Annotated in this window: 4 protein-coding genes; 2 read left to right on the forward strand and 2 right to left on the reverse strand. The window is 56.5% G+C overall.

The window, feature by feature from the left end:
- Position 1: 1 nt before the first annotated feature.
- Complete coding sequence (locus EKH79_RS12540) at positions 2–1,441, forward strand: glycoside hydrolase family 125 protein (RefSeq protein WP_126674162.1); 1,440 nt, start codon at positions 2–4, stop codon at positions 1,439–1,441.
- 1,187 nt (positions 1,442–2,628) lie between these two features.
- Here EKH79_RS12540 and EKH79_RS12545 read toward each other — a convergent pair.
- The gene (locus EKH79_RS12545; RefSeq protein ID WP_158621246.1) at positions 2,629–8,043 is read right to left on the reverse strand and encodes an RHS repeat-associated core domain-containing protein; all 5,415 of its coding nucleotides are present in this window, start codon (positions 8,041–8,043) and stop codon (positions 2,629–2,631) included.
- 794 nt (positions 8,044–8,837) lie between these two features.
- Between EKH79_RS12545 and EKH79_RS12550 the strand changes: the two genes are divergently transcribed.
- Entirely contained in the window at positions 8,838–9,911 is a 1,074-nt protein-coding gene (locus tag EKH79_RS12550; protein ID WP_126674164.1) for a cytochrome-c peroxidase, read from the forward strand.
- A gap of 55 nt (positions 9,912–9,966) precedes the next feature.
- Here EKH79_RS12550 and EKH79_RS12555 read toward each other — a convergent pair whose 3' ends face one another.
- Positions 9,967–17,676 (reverse strand): IPT/TIG domain-containing protein, encoded by a 7,710-nt coding sequence (locus EKH79_RS12555; protein ID WP_158621247.1) that lies wholly within the window; start codon positions 17,674–17,676, stop codon positions 9,967–9,969.
- Positions 17,677–17,814: the final 138 nt, after the last annotated feature.

Below are 17,814 nucleotides of genomic sequence, written 5' to 3' on the forward strand. Positions count from 1 at the left end.
GATGTCCACGCGCCGGGAATTCTTGAAATGGATGGGCTCTGCAGCCGCTACCGGCGTCATGAGCGGCGTGCTTTCCACCACGTTGAAAGCCGCGCCCCAGGCGTACGTCAGCAAAAGACCGCCCGTCGCCAAGCGTAAATTCGTGAGTGACGCCGTGGAGCGCCAGCTGTCCACCGTCAAGGCAGCGATTGGCGACCCGAAACTCGCATGGATGTTCGAGAACTGCTATCCGAATACCCTGGACACAACCGTTGAACTCGGCACCTTCAACGGCAAGCCCGACACGTTTGTCATCACGGGCGATATCGACGCGATGTGGTTGCGCGATTCGTCCGCGCAGGTCGTCCCCTATATTCCACTGGCGAAAGGCGATGCCGGATTGCAGCGTCTTTTTCGCGGCCTGATTCAACGCCAGGCACGCTGCATTCGCATCGATCCTTATGCGAACGCCTTCATGGCCGATCCGCATGCGCCGCCGCTTATCTGGGCGCGTCAGGACAGCACGGACATGAAACCCGGTGTCGGCGAACGCAAATGGGAGATCGATTCGCTGTGCTATCCCATTCGCCTTGCGCACGGCTACTGGCAGGCCACCGCGGATACCGTGCCTTTCGACGATGACTGGCGCGAAGCCATGCACCTGGTCCTGAAGACGTTCCGCGAACAGCAACGCAAACACGATCACGGCCCGTATCACTATCAGCGCCTGTCGGATAATCCGACGGAAACGCAGTTTCAGGCCGGCTACGGCAATCCGACGAAACCGAATGGCATGATCCATTCGATGTTCCGCCCCTCCGACGATGCCTGTGTGTATCCGCTATTCGTTCCCGCCAACCTGTTTGCCGTGCTTAGCTTGCGGCAATTGGCGCAGATGAGCCGCAGCATTCATCACGATGCATCGTTTGCGGCCGAATGCGAAGCGCTTGCAAACGAAGTGGAGCAAGCCGTGCAGCGCGATGGACGCATGCGCGATGCACAAGGTCGCGACTATTGGGCTTACGAGATCGACGGCTTCGGCAACAAGCTTTTCATGGACGATGCGAACGTGCCCAGCCTGCTCGGGTTACCTTACCTTGGCTGCTGCACTCTCGACGACCCAACCTATCAACACACGCGTGAACTGGTATGGAGCTCGTTGAATCCTTACTTCTACCAAGGACGCGCCGCCGAAGGCATCGGCGGCCCGCATGAAGGTCCACGCATGATCTGGCCGATGTCGATCATGATGTACGCACAGACCACCCGCGATCCCAAACAGATTCACCAATGCCTGACATGGCTGCGCAATACCGACGCAGGCACCGGCTTCATGCATGAATCCTTCGACCAGGACGACCCCACCCATTTCACCCGCAGCTGGTTTGCATGGGCGAACACGTTATTCGGCGAATTGATTATCGACATTCATCGCGAGCATCCCGAGTTGCTGAGGGCGTAGGTCGATATCGGCTTTCGATAATTTCTTACGTTGTCAACGTTACTTATTCTTGTCGCGCCTCATAACCACATCACTTCATTTAAAGGATGTCTTCGTCTGAGCGCTAAGTCTGCTGGCCAACGACATGATTAGCTAAAATTTTTATTACAACGATAGCGTTAAATATCAAAAGGGGTGTTTAAAATATTTCCTGGGCGAAAATCCTCTCCAACCTGGCTCAACGACCTCATGGTCCGCCAGCGGTAAGCATAAACACCCCCCCAACATCTCGCCTGCACTTCCAGTGCTTACCGCGGACAAAGGAAGCCACCACACAAACCAGAGCGGTCCTACAGCGCACGATATTTGCAGCGGTAAAGCAATATTAAATACGATTTCGTTGGGGGCGCGCCTTTGTGTGCGTACCGGATGATCGAGCGTAACCGTGATCAACGTTCTAAATTGGTTGCGACCGATAGATCGGTCGGGCGGCAACCTAAATAACTCGCGCTACGTCGGTCATGTCAGGCGTGCTGGATTCGTCAGAGGGGGTGGGCGAGCCTGACAGCATAACGTTGTCATGAATGCCGGCCACATCTGTAAGCAGATGGAGATTGTTGGTGATCGTGCGAAAGGAAGCGTGGCTTTCGCAACGCTCTTATTGACTCTACCTTGAATAAGGAAAGGGTAGAACTTTTCCTCTTCCATCGAGGGTCAGCAACTCACTTCCCTGTGCCTCTAAGCTAGTGGCTACTGTTACGCAAAGTAGACTGAAAGCTTCCATTAACCCACTGATCTGAACTTTCTTACCATCAGAAAATTTGAGTTCCAGCCAGCTCGCCGCATTGGTTCTCACTTGTATTGATGCACGTGCTATCGACTGAAGCGGCAAGCGCCTTTTCCCAACTATTGTGCGTATGTAAATACAATCGTCTACCACATCTAACCGATAAGTTAGGTAATAAACAGCGCAAGCGACAAATGACAAACAGACTACGGTGGTAAGCAAATCCTGCGCGCTTACGGACTCTTCATCCCTCAATACAAAGTAACTAATAAATGTCAGCAACACGGGGAGCAACGAGGTTACGAACGCGAATAGTGCCGGAAAGCGATATCGCGTGGCGCGCACGCGCCTTCGGAAGAAAAGCCCTCCCGCGATTGCCATCACTTGTAAAAGAACTGTGCACCCGAAATACGTCATCGGATTATTCATTACCACCCTCTTTCGGCGGCCCACCACCTGCCGTAGCGACTCCTCCACCAAAGATTCCACCTAATGCGGAACTGGCAGCTTTATCAAAGTCATTCGCTGCTTCACCTAGACCACTCATGGCGGAAGCAAAGTCTTCCGCAAAGTCTCCGGCGACACTACCAGCTCCAGCCCGACCCACGTCGCCCCAATCCCTCTTGTGAGTGACTATACATTGGCGCCCTGCTTCGCCAGCTGCGTTAATTGCCCCCCGAGTCAACATACCCCCGACTTTCCTGAGAGCAGAAAGCGCACCCTCCCCAACGAGTTTTCCTTCGAACAAACTTGCACCGTCGGTAAGGCCAGCGAAAATGCCCGTCGCGGCGCCGAGCAATGCGTCCTGCTCAATTTGAGCAGCAGATTCGTTGTGCATCCATCCATCCAGTGCCCCCCATGCGGCGCCCACAAGACCCCCGACTATTGCCTCCGGAACTAATTGTCCCGTTGGATCACGATTTGATATTGGATCCCGATTCGCATAAGCATAGAAATTCGTTTGTCCGCCACCAAATCTAAGTGGGTCTTCGCTAATGAAGCCCGCCATCGTCGAGCTGTAATAGCGCGCTCGGTAGTAGTACAAGCCCGTAGTATCGGATTCTCGTCCAGTGAAGAGGTATGGATTTGTCGTGGAAGCGGTTGCCGACGCGTTGCCGTAGGGGTCGTATTGATACTGTTGAATAATCGAAGCACTTGTGTTCGTCAAAGCCACAGTGCTACCTAAAGCATCTGTCAAGAAATAGGTGCGCGTGCTGCCCTCGTTGCGAGCAAAACGCTCATCGATTCTAAGTCCCGTCAATATCGGATTGACGACGCCAGCTTGTGTCTCCTGCACGGGATTCAGCCCATCGTATAAAAGACTGGTTGTCACACCACCGATCGTTTTGGTGGTACGCCGCCCCATGGAGTCGTAGCTGAAACTCGCAGTGGTGGTACCACTCTGCTGTATCTGGGTGAGCTGGTTACGCGCATTCCACACGTATGTGTTGATGCCGTCCCCTGTCAGGTTTCCATCCGCGTCGTATGTCAAATTATGCGTATTGAACGTGAGCTGACGGTTGTTGAGATCGAATGTGCTATTCGCGGTTGTGGGCTCTGGCATCAGATTTGAGGCCAGGGACCCGGTTGCACTCACACGACGACCCGCATTGTCGTAGCTATAACCTAAATTACCCACTACCCCGTTCCCCGACGTAGTGTAGGTAATTCCGGTGAACTGGTTTCCTGCGTCGTAACCGTACGTCGCGACGATGCCATTTGGAAGCGTGAGGGTAGCGCGACGATTCGCGTTATCGTAAGTGAAGCTTACCGCTTCGGTGCCTTGTGTCAGACTCGTCAACCGGTTGGCGCTGTCATAGAAGTAGTTCACTGGTGCCTGACTACCGGCTGTCATGCTTTGCCGCAGTCCATTGGCGTAGTACTGATAAACGACGCTGCCTTGAGAGGTGATCTCACCAGTAAGGCGATCCAACCCATCGTAGGACCGCGTGGTCGTTCCACTGATCGAATCCGTAATTTGCAACAGGCGGTTGCCTGCGTCATAGGTTGTGGCGGCAACGGTGCTTCCATCGGCGAAAGTGGCTTTGGTAAAGCGTCCCACCGCATCGGGCTCGGCATAGGCCGTGACTTGGCCTTTGCGGTCGGTATAGCTGGTTACATCGCCCATGCCGTCATATTTCCACGACTCATTTTGATTCAAAGCGTCAGAGCGCGTAATGCGGCGGTTGCGTTTGTCGTAAGTCGCCCTGATAACACCCGTATTAGGCAACGTAACATTTGTCGGGTTGCCATTGTTGTCGTACGCAATCTTAGTCGTCTGGTTTTGCGCGTCAGTAACCTGCGTGATCCGATCATTCGTGTCGTACTGCTTTACGTTGATATTTCCGATCGGGTCGGTTACCGATGTCATACGACCCAACGGATCGACAGCGAATGTTACCGTGCGGTTGAGAGCATCGGTGACAGTTCGAAGATCTGTACCATTGTAGTTCAAGGTTGATACATGACCGAGTGCATCGGTGACCTGAGCTGGCAGACCCTCGCTGTTGCAGCTGATCGTAGTGGTATGCCCTAACGGATCAGTTATTGCGGTGAGACAGCCTGAGGTATACGTGAAGTTTGTGGTTGCGTTTAATGCGTCGGTATAGCTCGCCAACTGGCTGTAATCAGACGTCCAAGTGAAGTAATCGGTTACAGCACTCGATGTTCCCGATAGATAAGTCACTTCCTTCACGTTTCCGTCGGCATCGTACTGAAAGGCGGTCGTGCGCCCGAGCGCATCTGTCATCGACTGAACTTGACCGGATGTATTACGCGTGTAGGTAGTCGTTTGCGCAATGGATGTGCCATAAGCTGCAGTGTCCGACGAGGGATAACCGGAGTTGGAGTCCCACGCGACGTCTCTAATGTTTCCGAGTGGATCGGTTACATTGGTTTGTAACGTATTATTGTTGCTGTCGAGCTGGTAGCCGAACTGGTAAGCGGCGCCATCGGCCAGCGTTTGTTTCGTGACATAAGCACTGCAGTAGGTGTTGCTCATCGCAGTGTTGCCGTTGCGATCAATCATCGTCAGGAGTGTACCGGGCACGGGATAGTACGGACAGGATGTGCTGGTGATCTGACCGCTGCCACCCGAGCCCGTAGCCGGCGCCGAGAAATTTTCGTTATAGGTAAAGCTGGTATAGGTCGTATCCGGATATGTCACCTTGTCCAGAAAATACATCGCCGTATTGGCCGGCGGATTGCTCGACGGTGGCGTGGAGGCATTAAGCGTCCAACCACCTAATGGCACGGTGTCGCTATGATAGGTATACGTCCAGGTGCGTCCTGAGTTGTCGGTAACGCTCTTGACGTTGTTGTTGGTGTCGTACTGGAAGGTCAGAAAGCGGCCATTCGGCGATGTTACCTGCTGCACCAGGCCACCGCTCCGATAGATCATCACGCTGTTGCCGAAGCGATCACGGATCTGATACAGGCCCGAGTAATCGTCGAACCAATACTGCGTACCGTCGCGTGTTTGCAGGTAATAACACTCCGAGCCGTCCGGATTGTTGCAGAGCGACGTACCGAGCGGTGCCTGCAGAATTGCACCCGCAAACATCGGCGACGTGCCGGAGTATTGCCAGGTCTGCTGCATGCCGCTCTGTGGTGTAACAGCCGAGAATGGTGAAATGACATAACCATCCGACATGCGGATGCCCATGTTGGGATCGGTCCAGCTGCCGGTGGGCGCGTAGATGTACATGTCATAGTTCGAACGCCAGCCGCCAAACGAACGCGTATCCTGCGAATAGCTCGAGTTGGTGACCTCGAACGAGTTGAGACCGTGCCAGCTGCGCGTCAGAGCGATCGGAATGACGTCGTTGATGACGGCATCGGTTTGCGTTTCCACCAGCGTGCCGGAATTCAAGTCGACCGGATCGCCGCAGCACTGGCCATCGGGTTTTGCTGCCTGCGGATCGCCCGGGTGCCCGTTGCCCACGGTCCAACTGGCCGGTGCGATGACATCAAGATGTACTGCATCTTCCGGCGCAAGCTGCGTCGCATCGGCGGTAATGGCACCCTTGCCGTACGTTTTCCAGCCATCGGTAACATCGTAAGCGATAAAGTTTGCGCCCGTACCTGCCGCAACATGACCATAGTTGGGATAGGTAAGCTTGATCCCTTGCGGCTTGTGCGGATCAAGGTTCTGCACTGTCGCTCCAGCCGGTTCGATGTTGAAGAACACGGGGAAATTTTCCGGTACCGGAAACGTTGCGCGATCGACAGGCGTCGGCACGATGGCCAATTCGGTAACGATCTTGCCCTTGTGATCACGAATCACCGTACCGGCAGGAATATGAACTTCCAGACCGGGAATATCCGGATGCGTAATCACCATGTCCTGCGTCGTGGGCGAGGACAATTCGATCTTGTCGCGATCGAGAATGCGCGGCAGATACATGCGATACGGCAGTTCCGTAACCCCTCCGCGCAATACATCGACACCAACCTGGAACTGGCCGAATTCGTAACCCGCGCGATTGGCCGTCGTGCCATCGACGAACAAGGTCTGGCGACCGGTGGGTACGCCACTGAGTGTGAAATGCCCTTGCCCATCGGTGAACGTGCTGACCGAGGCGAGCGTGACCTGCACATGCGCCGCCGCTTGACCATCGATGAGCTTCACGACACCGGTGACTGCCGATGTTGCGCCAGCACGCGCAACCATGACGCCCCCGCGCTTGACGATGGCGTGGCGCGCAAGCACCTGTTGGGCGACTTCAACGCCGGTGATATCGCGCACATTGAGTCGCCAGTGACCATTACCCGGCGTGCCAGCATTGTCCTGACCCGGGTACCACGCGCCGTCTTTGATGTAACTCACGGTGCGGCACATGTGAATAACCGTCTTGCCGTTGTTGCACGACACCACTGCCAAGGGCCTTCCCTGCGTATCGATACCGGTGCTGCGGAAGATCACCGTATTCTGCGTGGCCTTGACGTTTGTGGTGGCGCTTGCTATGGCGTTCGCTGTACTTTGCGACGCGTTGGCCGTTGCCCCTTTCGAAAGGGGTGCCACGTTACTAGTTGCAGATGTTGCGGATGCGGTGCCGGTTGCGGTCAGCGATGCCGTGCGAAACCCAATCGAGGTGAACGGCAATATCTGGCCCGTTGTGCTCCGCACACCCGAGATCACGATGGTGTAAGACGAACCAGTCAACAGTTCGCTGGACGGGATAAGAAATGCGAGGCGACCGTTTTGTACGCCGGTAACGGTGGCGCCCACCGGGCCGGCCGGACCGACCAGCGATACGGTGGCTGCCGACACACTGCGTGGATCGACTGGCGTGCTGAATCGCAGGCTTACAGGCGTGGATGCGGCGTTGTTGCTGCTATTTGCGCCAGGTGTCGACTCGTTGATCGTCAAATGTGCTGAATCGGACGCCGCCGTGGTGACTTGCGTCAGCGTATCGGCTGCGGGATCGAACAATTGCGTGCCATCGACTGGGGTGCCATTAATGTCGGTGCCACCCGTCAAGGCGACCGTACCGTCAGCCAATAGCGTTGCCACCTGTGCAATGCGCGCAGGCAACGCCGTCGCAACGGTTGCGGTACTTCCACTTGCCGGATGCCATAGAGCCAGCGATTCGGTGCTGCTATTGCCAACGTGAATGCCACCAGCCACCAAAATATCGCCGTCCGTCAGCACAGTCATCGTTTGACCGGCGATCGGTGTCAACCCTTTCGGTGTAGCACCCGTAAATTGTCCGGTCGTCGGATCGAACCATTCGCCATCTGTCAGCAATTGACCGAATGTATCGGCACCGCCCCAGATCAACACCTTGCCATCGGGCAACACCACAGCGCTAGCGCCAATGCGGATGGCCGGCATGGGAAAGCTTCGTACGACCCCTTTGTTGCTGGAATCGACTAGAACAACTTGTTGGTTTTCAAGTTGCAGCCAACGCCCATCCGGAAGTTGAACACCGTAGGCACTTCGTTGTCGCAGCGCGTCAAGTGTGCCGTTGGATAGCGATCCTGTCGCGACCACTTGTGGCGACGTTTGCGCTCGGGTGAGCATGCCGGCCATAAGCCCTACGGACGCCACGACAGCAAATCCCACCGAAAAGCCACGGATACGGTCCTTGATCCCTAACATCGGTCTTCCCCTTGACGTATTGAGTCGTAGCGCGCTTTCGCAACGATCGCGACAGTGCAACGCGCGGTCTAACCCGACTGCTATCTGAAATCCAACCCCTGCGACTTACATCTGGACCCACACTCACTTACATCGCTTGCCGTGTCGAAGCGACGAATTTCCGGTGTTATGTCTTGCGCAATGTGCAGCTATCCCCTGTACTTGGATACAGAAGCAAACAGGAAAAAAAGGGACATTGCGTCAGCACGGCGCGCGATGTGCGCCGATGCAAAAAATGGCTATGCGTGCCTGCCGTGCTCCCGCACGACCTGTACCGACAAACGCGCTTCCTCATGACTCGTCCCTATAGCGTGAAGCAATGCACGAATGTGTAGCGCCTCCGTGCTAACAGTACCGCCACAGAGGCTATTCTTTCGGTAAACCGGTATACCTGCAAGTGTTTGTCGAGTATGGATTGAGGGGGTAGGACAAAATGCGATTTGTATTGCAGAACGGCCGTTTATGCGGGTGCGGACGAGGGCTTTCCGATGACTGACCGGACACTCGCCTGGGCCTGCGCGGTCGGCATACTGGGCGTGGCGGTCGCCGGCGGCGCCCTCGTATTCCGGCATGCCACGCCAAGCGCGTCCGCTCAGCTGGCACTCGGGCGGCAGCTGTTTTTCGACCCATCCCTAAGCGCGGATGGAAAAACGTCTTGTTCAAGCTGTCATCAGCCCGACCACGCTTATAGCGACGGACGCACGGTATCGAAGGGCGCCTTCGGGCTGACGGGCACGCGCAACACTCCAAGCCTGCTGGCGTTGAGCGACGGCGAGCCGCTGTTCTGGGAGGGCCGACGAGAACGCCTGGAGGACGCCGTGCTGGACCCCTTTTTACATCCGGTGGAACTGGCGCTGCCGGACGACCACGCACTGACGGAACGTCTACAAACGCCAAGCTATCGCAAAGCCTTTGCGGCTGCCTTCGGTACTTCGGATTCGGACAGCCCGACACGTCAGCAGCTGGGCACTGCACTGGCTATCTACGTACGCTCGTTACCCAAACCACAGACGCCGTTCGATCGTTATCAGGCCACTCACGACACGCATTTGCTTTCGCAAGATGCACTGCAAGGCATGGATCTGTTTACCGGCAAAGCCGGATGCGTACAGTGCCACAAACTTAAAGGAACACCCGCACGTTTCAGCGATAACGGCTTCCATTCGACAGGTACGGGCCTGCAGAACGTCGCTGCGCAATTGCCCGATCTTTTGCGCCGCCTGTCAATCGAGCATATCGATGTCGCTGATGTGGGCCGCGAGATTGGCACGCACGCCAATGTTGCATCGTTAGGCCGTTTTGTCGTGACACATCAGCCCACCGACATCGGCTTGTTCCGTACCCCCTCGCTGCGTTACGTGGCCGATACAGGGCCCTATATGCATGATGGAAGCGTGGCCACGCTGGAAGATGCCGTCGATCAGGAAATTTACTGGCGCGGCTTGTCGAGTGGGCAACAGCTGTCGCTGACTGTACGTGAGCGTTTGCAGATCATCGCGTTCCTAAAAGCCTTGTCATTGAGCGAATCGTCTGCGCCGAACAATAGCGCTTCCAAGCAGTAGTGCGATAAAGCATTGAGGTGCGCATGGACCGATCCTTGCGCACCTCAACCGTTGATCATTGCCAAGTGATCTGGCCAGTCATGGGCAGTCCATAGCTGTTGTACACCACGGCCGTGTACGTGCCGGTCGCCGGCAAGTTATACAACGTAAACGCAGCCGGACTGCCCGAGGAATAGGTGTAGCTGTAATACCCGCTGGTGGTGATCAAGCCGGTATCCGGTCGATAGATGTTCACATACACGTTCGTGCCGCTCGGGGTCGTCGCACCCGTCAGCTGCAATGTCGCGTTTGCGCCTAGCGTACCGTTAAAGGTCAGGCGTTCCACCTGGCCCGCTGCCAGCGTGAACGACGTGGGGGTCCCTTCCACTAACGCGCCGCCGACGATATCCGGATTGAGCATGGCATTGAAGCTCAGCTTGTCGCCCGCCAATTCCGGGCTGATCACTATCGAATAATTTCCGGCGGGAAGATTCCATAGCGACAGTGCGCAGCTCGGACCGTTGGATGTATAGCAGTATGTATTTCCGACGCTGCCTCCCGCAGCGTTGTAGACATTCACACTGAAATACGAACCCGTACCCGCGATGACGATGTTGTTCATCGCCAGCTCGAGGTTCTGGCCTTGTGTTGCCGTGAACGACATGTATACGTCCTCGCCAGTCTCGTTGGCGGTATAGCTTTGAGATGTACCGTTGGCTGCCAACGTGCCTGTATCGCCGCTCGCCAACGTCAGCGTTGCCGTGGCCGGGAAATCGTAGCTGGCATATACCACCACAGTATAAGTGCCGCTCACTGGCAAGTTCGACAGATTCAATGTTGCCGGGCCACTGCCTGAGTATGCATACGTGTAGTAGTTGCTGGTGGTGATTAAACCTGCGTCAGGTCGATAGACATCGACATATACATACTGACCCGTCGGTGTGGTCGTCACACCATTTAGCTGCAACGCTACGGTCCCGCCAACGGTACCGCTGAAGGTGAAGCGTTTCGGCTGACCTATCGCGAGATCGACGTTCACCGGCGTCCCCGCAGTCAGTGCACCACCGGATGCATCCGCGTCCAGTAGTGCAGTGAGTTGGATAACGCCACCATAGTTCGGTTCAGCGATGACCGTGTATTTGCCCGCCGCCAAATTCCATAGCGATTGATTGCAGGTTCCGTTCGGGTTGGAGGCATAACACCAGAAATTGGCGACGTTGCCACCTGCGGCGTTGTAGATCTGGACGTAGAACTGGTTATACGTCGCACCCGTCACGTTGGTGTTGTTCAACGTCAGCTCAAGGTTCTGACCCTGCGTGGCGGTAAACGACATGTAGATGTTTTGACCGGCTTCGGTCGCGGTGTAACTTTGCGCCGTGCCATTGACGGTCAACGTGCCGATATTGCCAGTCGCCAGTGTCAACGTTCCCGTCGCCGGTAATCCGTACGAGGTATAAGCGACCACCGTATACGTGCCGCTTACCGGAAGATTCGTCAGGTTCAACGTCGCCGGGCCCGTACCGGTATAGGTATACGTGTAGTAGTTGCTGCTGTTCATCAGCCCGACATCGGGGCGATAAACATTGATGTACACGTTCTGCCCCGCAGGCGTCGTAGTGACGCCCGTCAGCTGCAACGCCAGCGTGCCGCCGGCCGTGCCGCTGAAGGTGAAGCGTTCCGCCTGGCCTGCCGCAAGATTGATATTTGCCGCAGTACCTGCCGTCAACGCGCCGCCCGACACATCCGATTCGACCAACGCATTGAACTTGATTACGCCGCCGTAGATCGGTACCGCAATGACGGTGTATTTACCTGCGGCCAAATTCCACAGCGACTGCGTACAGTCTGCACCCGGGTTGGACGCATTGCAGTAGAAATTGACGACGTTGCCGCCGGAGGCAGCATAGACCTCCACATAAAACTGGTTGTAGGTGCCGCCGGTTACGCTGGCGTTGTTCAACGTCAGCTCCACGTTCTGGCCTTGCGTGGCGCTGAACGACAGATACACGTTCTGATCGGCCTCCGTCGCGGCGAAGCTCTGCGATGTGCCGTTGACCGCTTGCGTACCGGTGGCGCCAGTGGCTAGCGTCAACGTCCCCGTCGCCGGTATGCCGTAACTGGTGTATGCAACGACGGTGTACGTGCCGCTTGCAGGCAAGTTCGACAGATTCAACGTCGCCGGCCCACTGCCGGTAGAGGTGTATGTGTAGTAGTCGCTGGTTGTAATCAGCCCGCCATCAGGTCGATACACGTTGACGTATACGGACTGGCCGGTCGGCGTGGTCGTCACCGCGTTCAATTGCAAAGCCACCGTGCCGCCGACGGAGCCACTGAAAGTGAAGCGTTCCGCCTGACCCGCTGCGAGATTGATGTTCGCCGCCGTACCGGCTGTGAGCGCACCGCCCGATACATCCGGCTCAAGCAGCGCGCTGAACTTGATGACGCCACCGTAGTTGGGGACCGCTGTCACCGTGTAAGTGCCTGCGGCCAAATTCCAGAGTGATTGTGTACAGCTTGTCCCTGGGTTCGATGCGTTGCAGTAGAAGTTGACGACGTTGTTGCCGGACGCGCTGTAAACCTCGACATAGAACTGGTTGTAAGTGCCGCCGGTCACACTGGCGTTGTTCAGCGTCAGCTCCAGGTTTTGCCCTTGCGTGGCAGTGAACGACATATAGACGTTCTGGCCGGTTTCGTTCGCCGCATAACTTTCCGACGTGCCGTTGGTCGGCTGCGTGCCTGTGCTGCCATTTGCGAGCGTGAGCGTTCCAGTGGCGGGTAAGCCGTAAAGATCATACGCAATGACGGTGTACGTGCCGCTTACCGGCAGGTTCGGCAAATTCAACGTCGCCGGCCCGCTACCGGTGTAGGTGTACGTATAGTAATTGCTGCCGGTGATCGAACCCGCGTCTGGTCGATATACCGTGACGTACATGTACTGACCGGTCGGTGTAGTGGTCACACTATTAAGCTGCAACGCCACTGTGCCGCCCAGCGTGCCATTGAACGTAAAGCGCTCTACCTGGCCCGCGGCCAAATTGATATTCGCGGGTGTACCGGCAGTCAGTGCTCCACCCGAAATATCCGATTCAAGCAGCGCATTGAATTTCAGCGTTACGCCGCTGTTCGCCGTCGCAACCACGGTGTAGGTGCCTGCAATCAGATTCCATAGCGAGCTGGTACAGCTTGCCCCCGGATTAGTCGGGTAGCACGTGAAACTGCCGACAGCGGTACCACTGGCGTTGGTGACCGCGACACTGAAATACGTGCCTCCCGTTACTGTCACGTTATTCAACGTGAGTTCGAGGTTTTGACCTTGGGTTGCGTTGAACGTCATGGTGACATTCTGGCCCGCGGCCGCAGATTGTTCGCTTTGCGAGGCGCCATTGACGGGCAAGGTCGCCGTTCCGTACGTCGGCGGCGCACCGGCAACGCTCGAAAGCTCTGTCACGCTCGCCGTGGCCGGCAATCCGTAGTTGTTGTAGATCACCGCCGTATATGTACCGGCTGCAGGCAGGTTGGTCAGATTAAGTGTCGCTGTGCTGCCCGTGCTGTACGTGTAGGTGTAATAGTTACCCGTGGTGATCTGACCCACGTCCGGTCGATACACCTTGACGTATACGTACTGGCCGGCAGGGGTGGTCGTCACTCCGGAAAGTTGCAACGACACCGATCCGCCCACGGTGCCCGTGAATGTCACGCGCTCCGTCTGGCCCGCACCCAGGGTGATATTCGCCGGCGTGCCCGTCGTCAATGCCGGGCCGACGAGGTCAGGCTCAAGAATCGCACTGAAGCTCAGTTTGTCGCCGCCATATTCCGGACTGACCACGACCGAATATGTACCCGCCGGTAGATTCCAGAGCGAAAGCGTGCAACTCGTGCCGGGGTTGGATGTGTAGCACGTTTGGCTGCCGACGCTATTGCCTGTGCCGTTGGAAACGTTCACGGAGTAATACGTACCCGTACCCGCGATGACGATGTTGTTCATCGTCAACTCAAGGTTCTGACCTTGCGTGGCGGTGAACGACATATAGGCATTTTCGCCAGCCGTATTGGCCACGAATGCCTGCGATGTGCCGGTCGTCGGCAAGGTGCCCGTGTCACCGTTGAACAATGTCAGTGTTCCGGTCGCAGGCAATCCATACGCCGTATACGCCACCACCGTGTAGGTGCCGCTGGCGGGTAGGTTCGACAGATTCAATGTCGCCGGACCGCTGCCCGTGTAGGTGTACGTGTAGTAATCGCTCGTGGTGATCTGACCCACGTCGGGTCGATACACCTTGATGTACACGTATTGCCCGGTCGGTGTCGTGGTTACACCATTCAATTGCAGTGCAACCGTGCCACCCAGTGTGCCGCTAAAGGTGAAGCGTTCTGCCTGGCCCGCCGCCAAATTGACAGATGCCGCGGTGCCAACGGTAAGCGCCCCTCCGGCGACATCCGATTCGAGCAAGGCGCTGAAATGGATCTCATCGCCGGGATTTTCGGGCGTCGCAACGACCGAATATGTACCCGCGGGCAAATTCCACAACGACAGCGTACAGCTCGTCCCTGGATTGCTTATGTAACAGGTCTGGTAGGTGACATTGCCACCAGTCGCGTTGTAGACATTGACGCTGTAATACGTGCCCGTTCCCGTGATGCTGATGTTGTTCATCGTCAGCTCAAGGTTTTGGCCTTGTGTGGCGGTGAACGACAGATACGCATTCTCGCCGGCTTCATTGGCGGAGTAACTTTGCGATGCGCCATTAGCCGTCAATGTTCCGGTGTCGCCGCTGGCGAGCGTCAAGCTTGCCGTCGCGGGCAACCCGTAGCCGGTGTACGCGACTACCGTATACGTACCACTTACAGGCAGGTTCGATAGATTCAACGTCGTCGGACCACCGGTAGTCGACGTGTACGTGTAGTAGTCGCTCGTGGTGATCTGACCTGCGTCGGGTCGATACACCTTGATGTACACATACTGCCCTGCTGGTGTGGTCGTCACACCCGTGAGCTCCAACCCTACGGTACCGCCCACGCTACCGCTGAACGTGAAGCGCTCCGCCTGCCCTGCCGCCAGATTGACGGTGGCGGCCGTATTCGCTGTCAGCGCGCCGCCGACCACATCGGTTTCGAGCAGTGTGTTGAAATGAATGGTATCGGTGCTGTTCACGGGCGAAGCGACGATCGAATACGCGCCGGCCGCTAGATTCCATAGCGACAAGGTACAGCTCGCGCCCGGATAGGAGGCGTAGCAATTGCTACTGCCGACATTGCCGCCAGTGGCGTTGTAGACATTGACGTTGTAATACGAACCACCGCCCGTGATGCTGATGTTGTTCATCGTCAGCTCAAGGTTTTGGCCTTGTGTGGCGGTGAACGACATATACACATTCTGGCCAGATACGCTCGCTGTGTAGCTCTGCGATGCACCGTTGGCCGTCAACGTACCGGTATCGCCATTGGCTAGTGTCAATGCCGCCGTCGCGGGCAAACCGTAACTGGTGTAAGCCACCACTGTATACGTGCCACTCGCTGGCAAGTTTGACAAATTCAGCGTGGCCGGACCGCTGCCGGAGTATGTATACGTGTAGTAATTGCTGGTAGAGATCTGTCCGGCGTCCGGACGATACACGTTGATGTACACATACTGGCCTGCAGGTGTCGTCGAAACACCCGACAGTTGCAGCGCCACTGTCGTACCGAGAGTGCCACTGAAGGTGAAGCGTTCCGCTTGACCGGCAGCCAGATTGATCGCCGCCGGCGTGCCGGCAGTAAGCGCTCCGCCGGCTGTATCCGATTCCAGCAATGTGCTGAAGTGCATGACATCGGTGGCGACCGCCGGCGAAACCACTACTTGATACGCACCCGCTGGCAAGTTCCACAGCGACTTGGAGCAACTTGCACCTGGATTGGACTGGTAACAGTAGTAACTGGCGATATTGGAATTGCTGGCGTTGTAAACATTTACGTACACGTACGTACCGGTACCTGTGATGCTGATGTTGTTCAACGTCAACTCAAGATTTTGGCCCTGCGTTGCGTTGAACGACAGGTACACCGCCTCGCCACCCGCATTGCCGCTATAGCTTTGCGATGCGCCATTCGCCGTGAGGGACCCGGTTACGCCAGCGACGTAGCTGAGTTGTGCACTGGCCGGCAATCCGTAATTGGGTACAGCAATGACGGTATAGGTTCCCGTCACCGGCAGATTGGACAAATTGACGAGCTGCGCTCCACTCGAACTGAAGCTCGTATAAACCGGCGTGCTCGACGTAATCGCACCAGCATCCGGGCGGTATACGTAGAAATACACGCTCTGACCAGTCGGCGTGGTCGTCACACTCGAAGCCTGGAGCGCTACTGTATCGCCCTGATTCGCGTTGAACGTAAAGCGCTCGACCTCACCGGCAGTAAGAACGAGATTCGCACTGCCGTTCTTAGCAATCAGCGGCCCTGCAATATCCGGCTGTATCAGAGTGTTGAATTGCAACGTGCCACCGTACGTCGGCGATACGACCAAGTTGTAAGTACCTGCTGGCAGGTACCACAGATGCTGCATGCAACTGCTACCAGGATTGCTTTGATAGCAATAGAAACCAGCAAGCGAACTTCCGGCAGCGTTGTAGACAGTGACGTAAAACTGGTTGTACGTCGCTCCCGGCACGTTGACGTTATTCAACGTCAATTCCAGATTCTGGCCCTGCGTCGCCTGGAACACCAAGCGCTTGCTTTCCCATGGGAACGCTGCCGCGACGCTAAGCGGTGCGGCAGCTGACACCGTCGCGTTAGCTTCAACACCTACCGATAGCTCCGCCCCGGCTGTATTGGGCTGGAATATCGCCATGTATGTGCCAATCGCCAAATACGGCAAGTGAATGCTGGGCGACGTCGTCGAAACGGACCCCTGCTGAATCACCGCATTACTCGGTCCGTAAATCGTGTAGCTGATGGAGCTGGCCGTAGTGGTAATGCTGCTGAGCTGCAAACTTATCCAATTGTTCGAGGTGACGCTGAATACGACGGCGCCATCTTGCCCGGCGGATCCAATATTGAGATTGACCGGAGCCCCGTTGAGCTGACCCACGCCACTGCTGACCAAATTGGCCGCACTGATACTGCTGGGCAATACGAAGATTGGCACAGGGCTCACGGCTTGGCCGTAAGCCGTCTCTGCCGTCACGAACCCGCTGTTGGCAGTCGACGGTACAGTGAACTGGATTTGGCTGGCGGTGACGGACGACGGAGAAATATCGCGGCCACCCATCTGCACCGATGTTTGACCCGCCACCGGATCCAACTGCGCTCCGGTAACAGTGACCGTGCCGCCCGTCGAAACAACCGCCGGTGTCGCCTGGATGATGGTCGGCGGAATGCCTGTGCCATCGACCACAAACGATGACGAACTGTTAGTGGTATTGCCACCCGTCGTGACGCTGATCAATCCAGTCGTCGCGCCGGTGGGCACCGAGACAACCAATTGATTGGCGGTGGCCGATGTGACTGTTGCCGCGGTGCCATTGAACGTCACGGCATCGTTGACTGCCGTCGCACTGAATCCCTGCCCATAAATCGTTACGCTGGCGCCTACTGCCCCGTGCACCGGGTCGAAGCCGAATATTGTGAGCTGGCTTGCTGGCACCGTGGTGACTTGCACCAGGTTGCCCATCGCGTCATACACGTACTGTGCGCTAGTGCCATCCGCACGAGTGACAGCCACAAGACGGCCGTTACCGTCATAAACATAGGTGTTGTCGGGCGCCGATGGTGTGCTCGCGTGAGCGATGCTCAGGAAAAAGAGCAACATTGCCGCCCATTGCAGCCAGCGTGTCCCACAACACGAATATTCCCGAAGATAGCGGGATTTTTTTTCGAGCCCGAGAACGCTCGAATCAGCCCTGTCCGCGACAACTACGCGCTTATCCTGCGATTCCATACGCACGTC

Origin of the sequence: Dyella dinghuensis (assembly GCF_003977615.1) — a bacterium.
GTDB lineage: Bacteria > Pseudomonadota > Gammaproteobacteria > Xanthomonadales > Rhodanobacteraceae > Dyella_B > Dyella_B dinghuensis.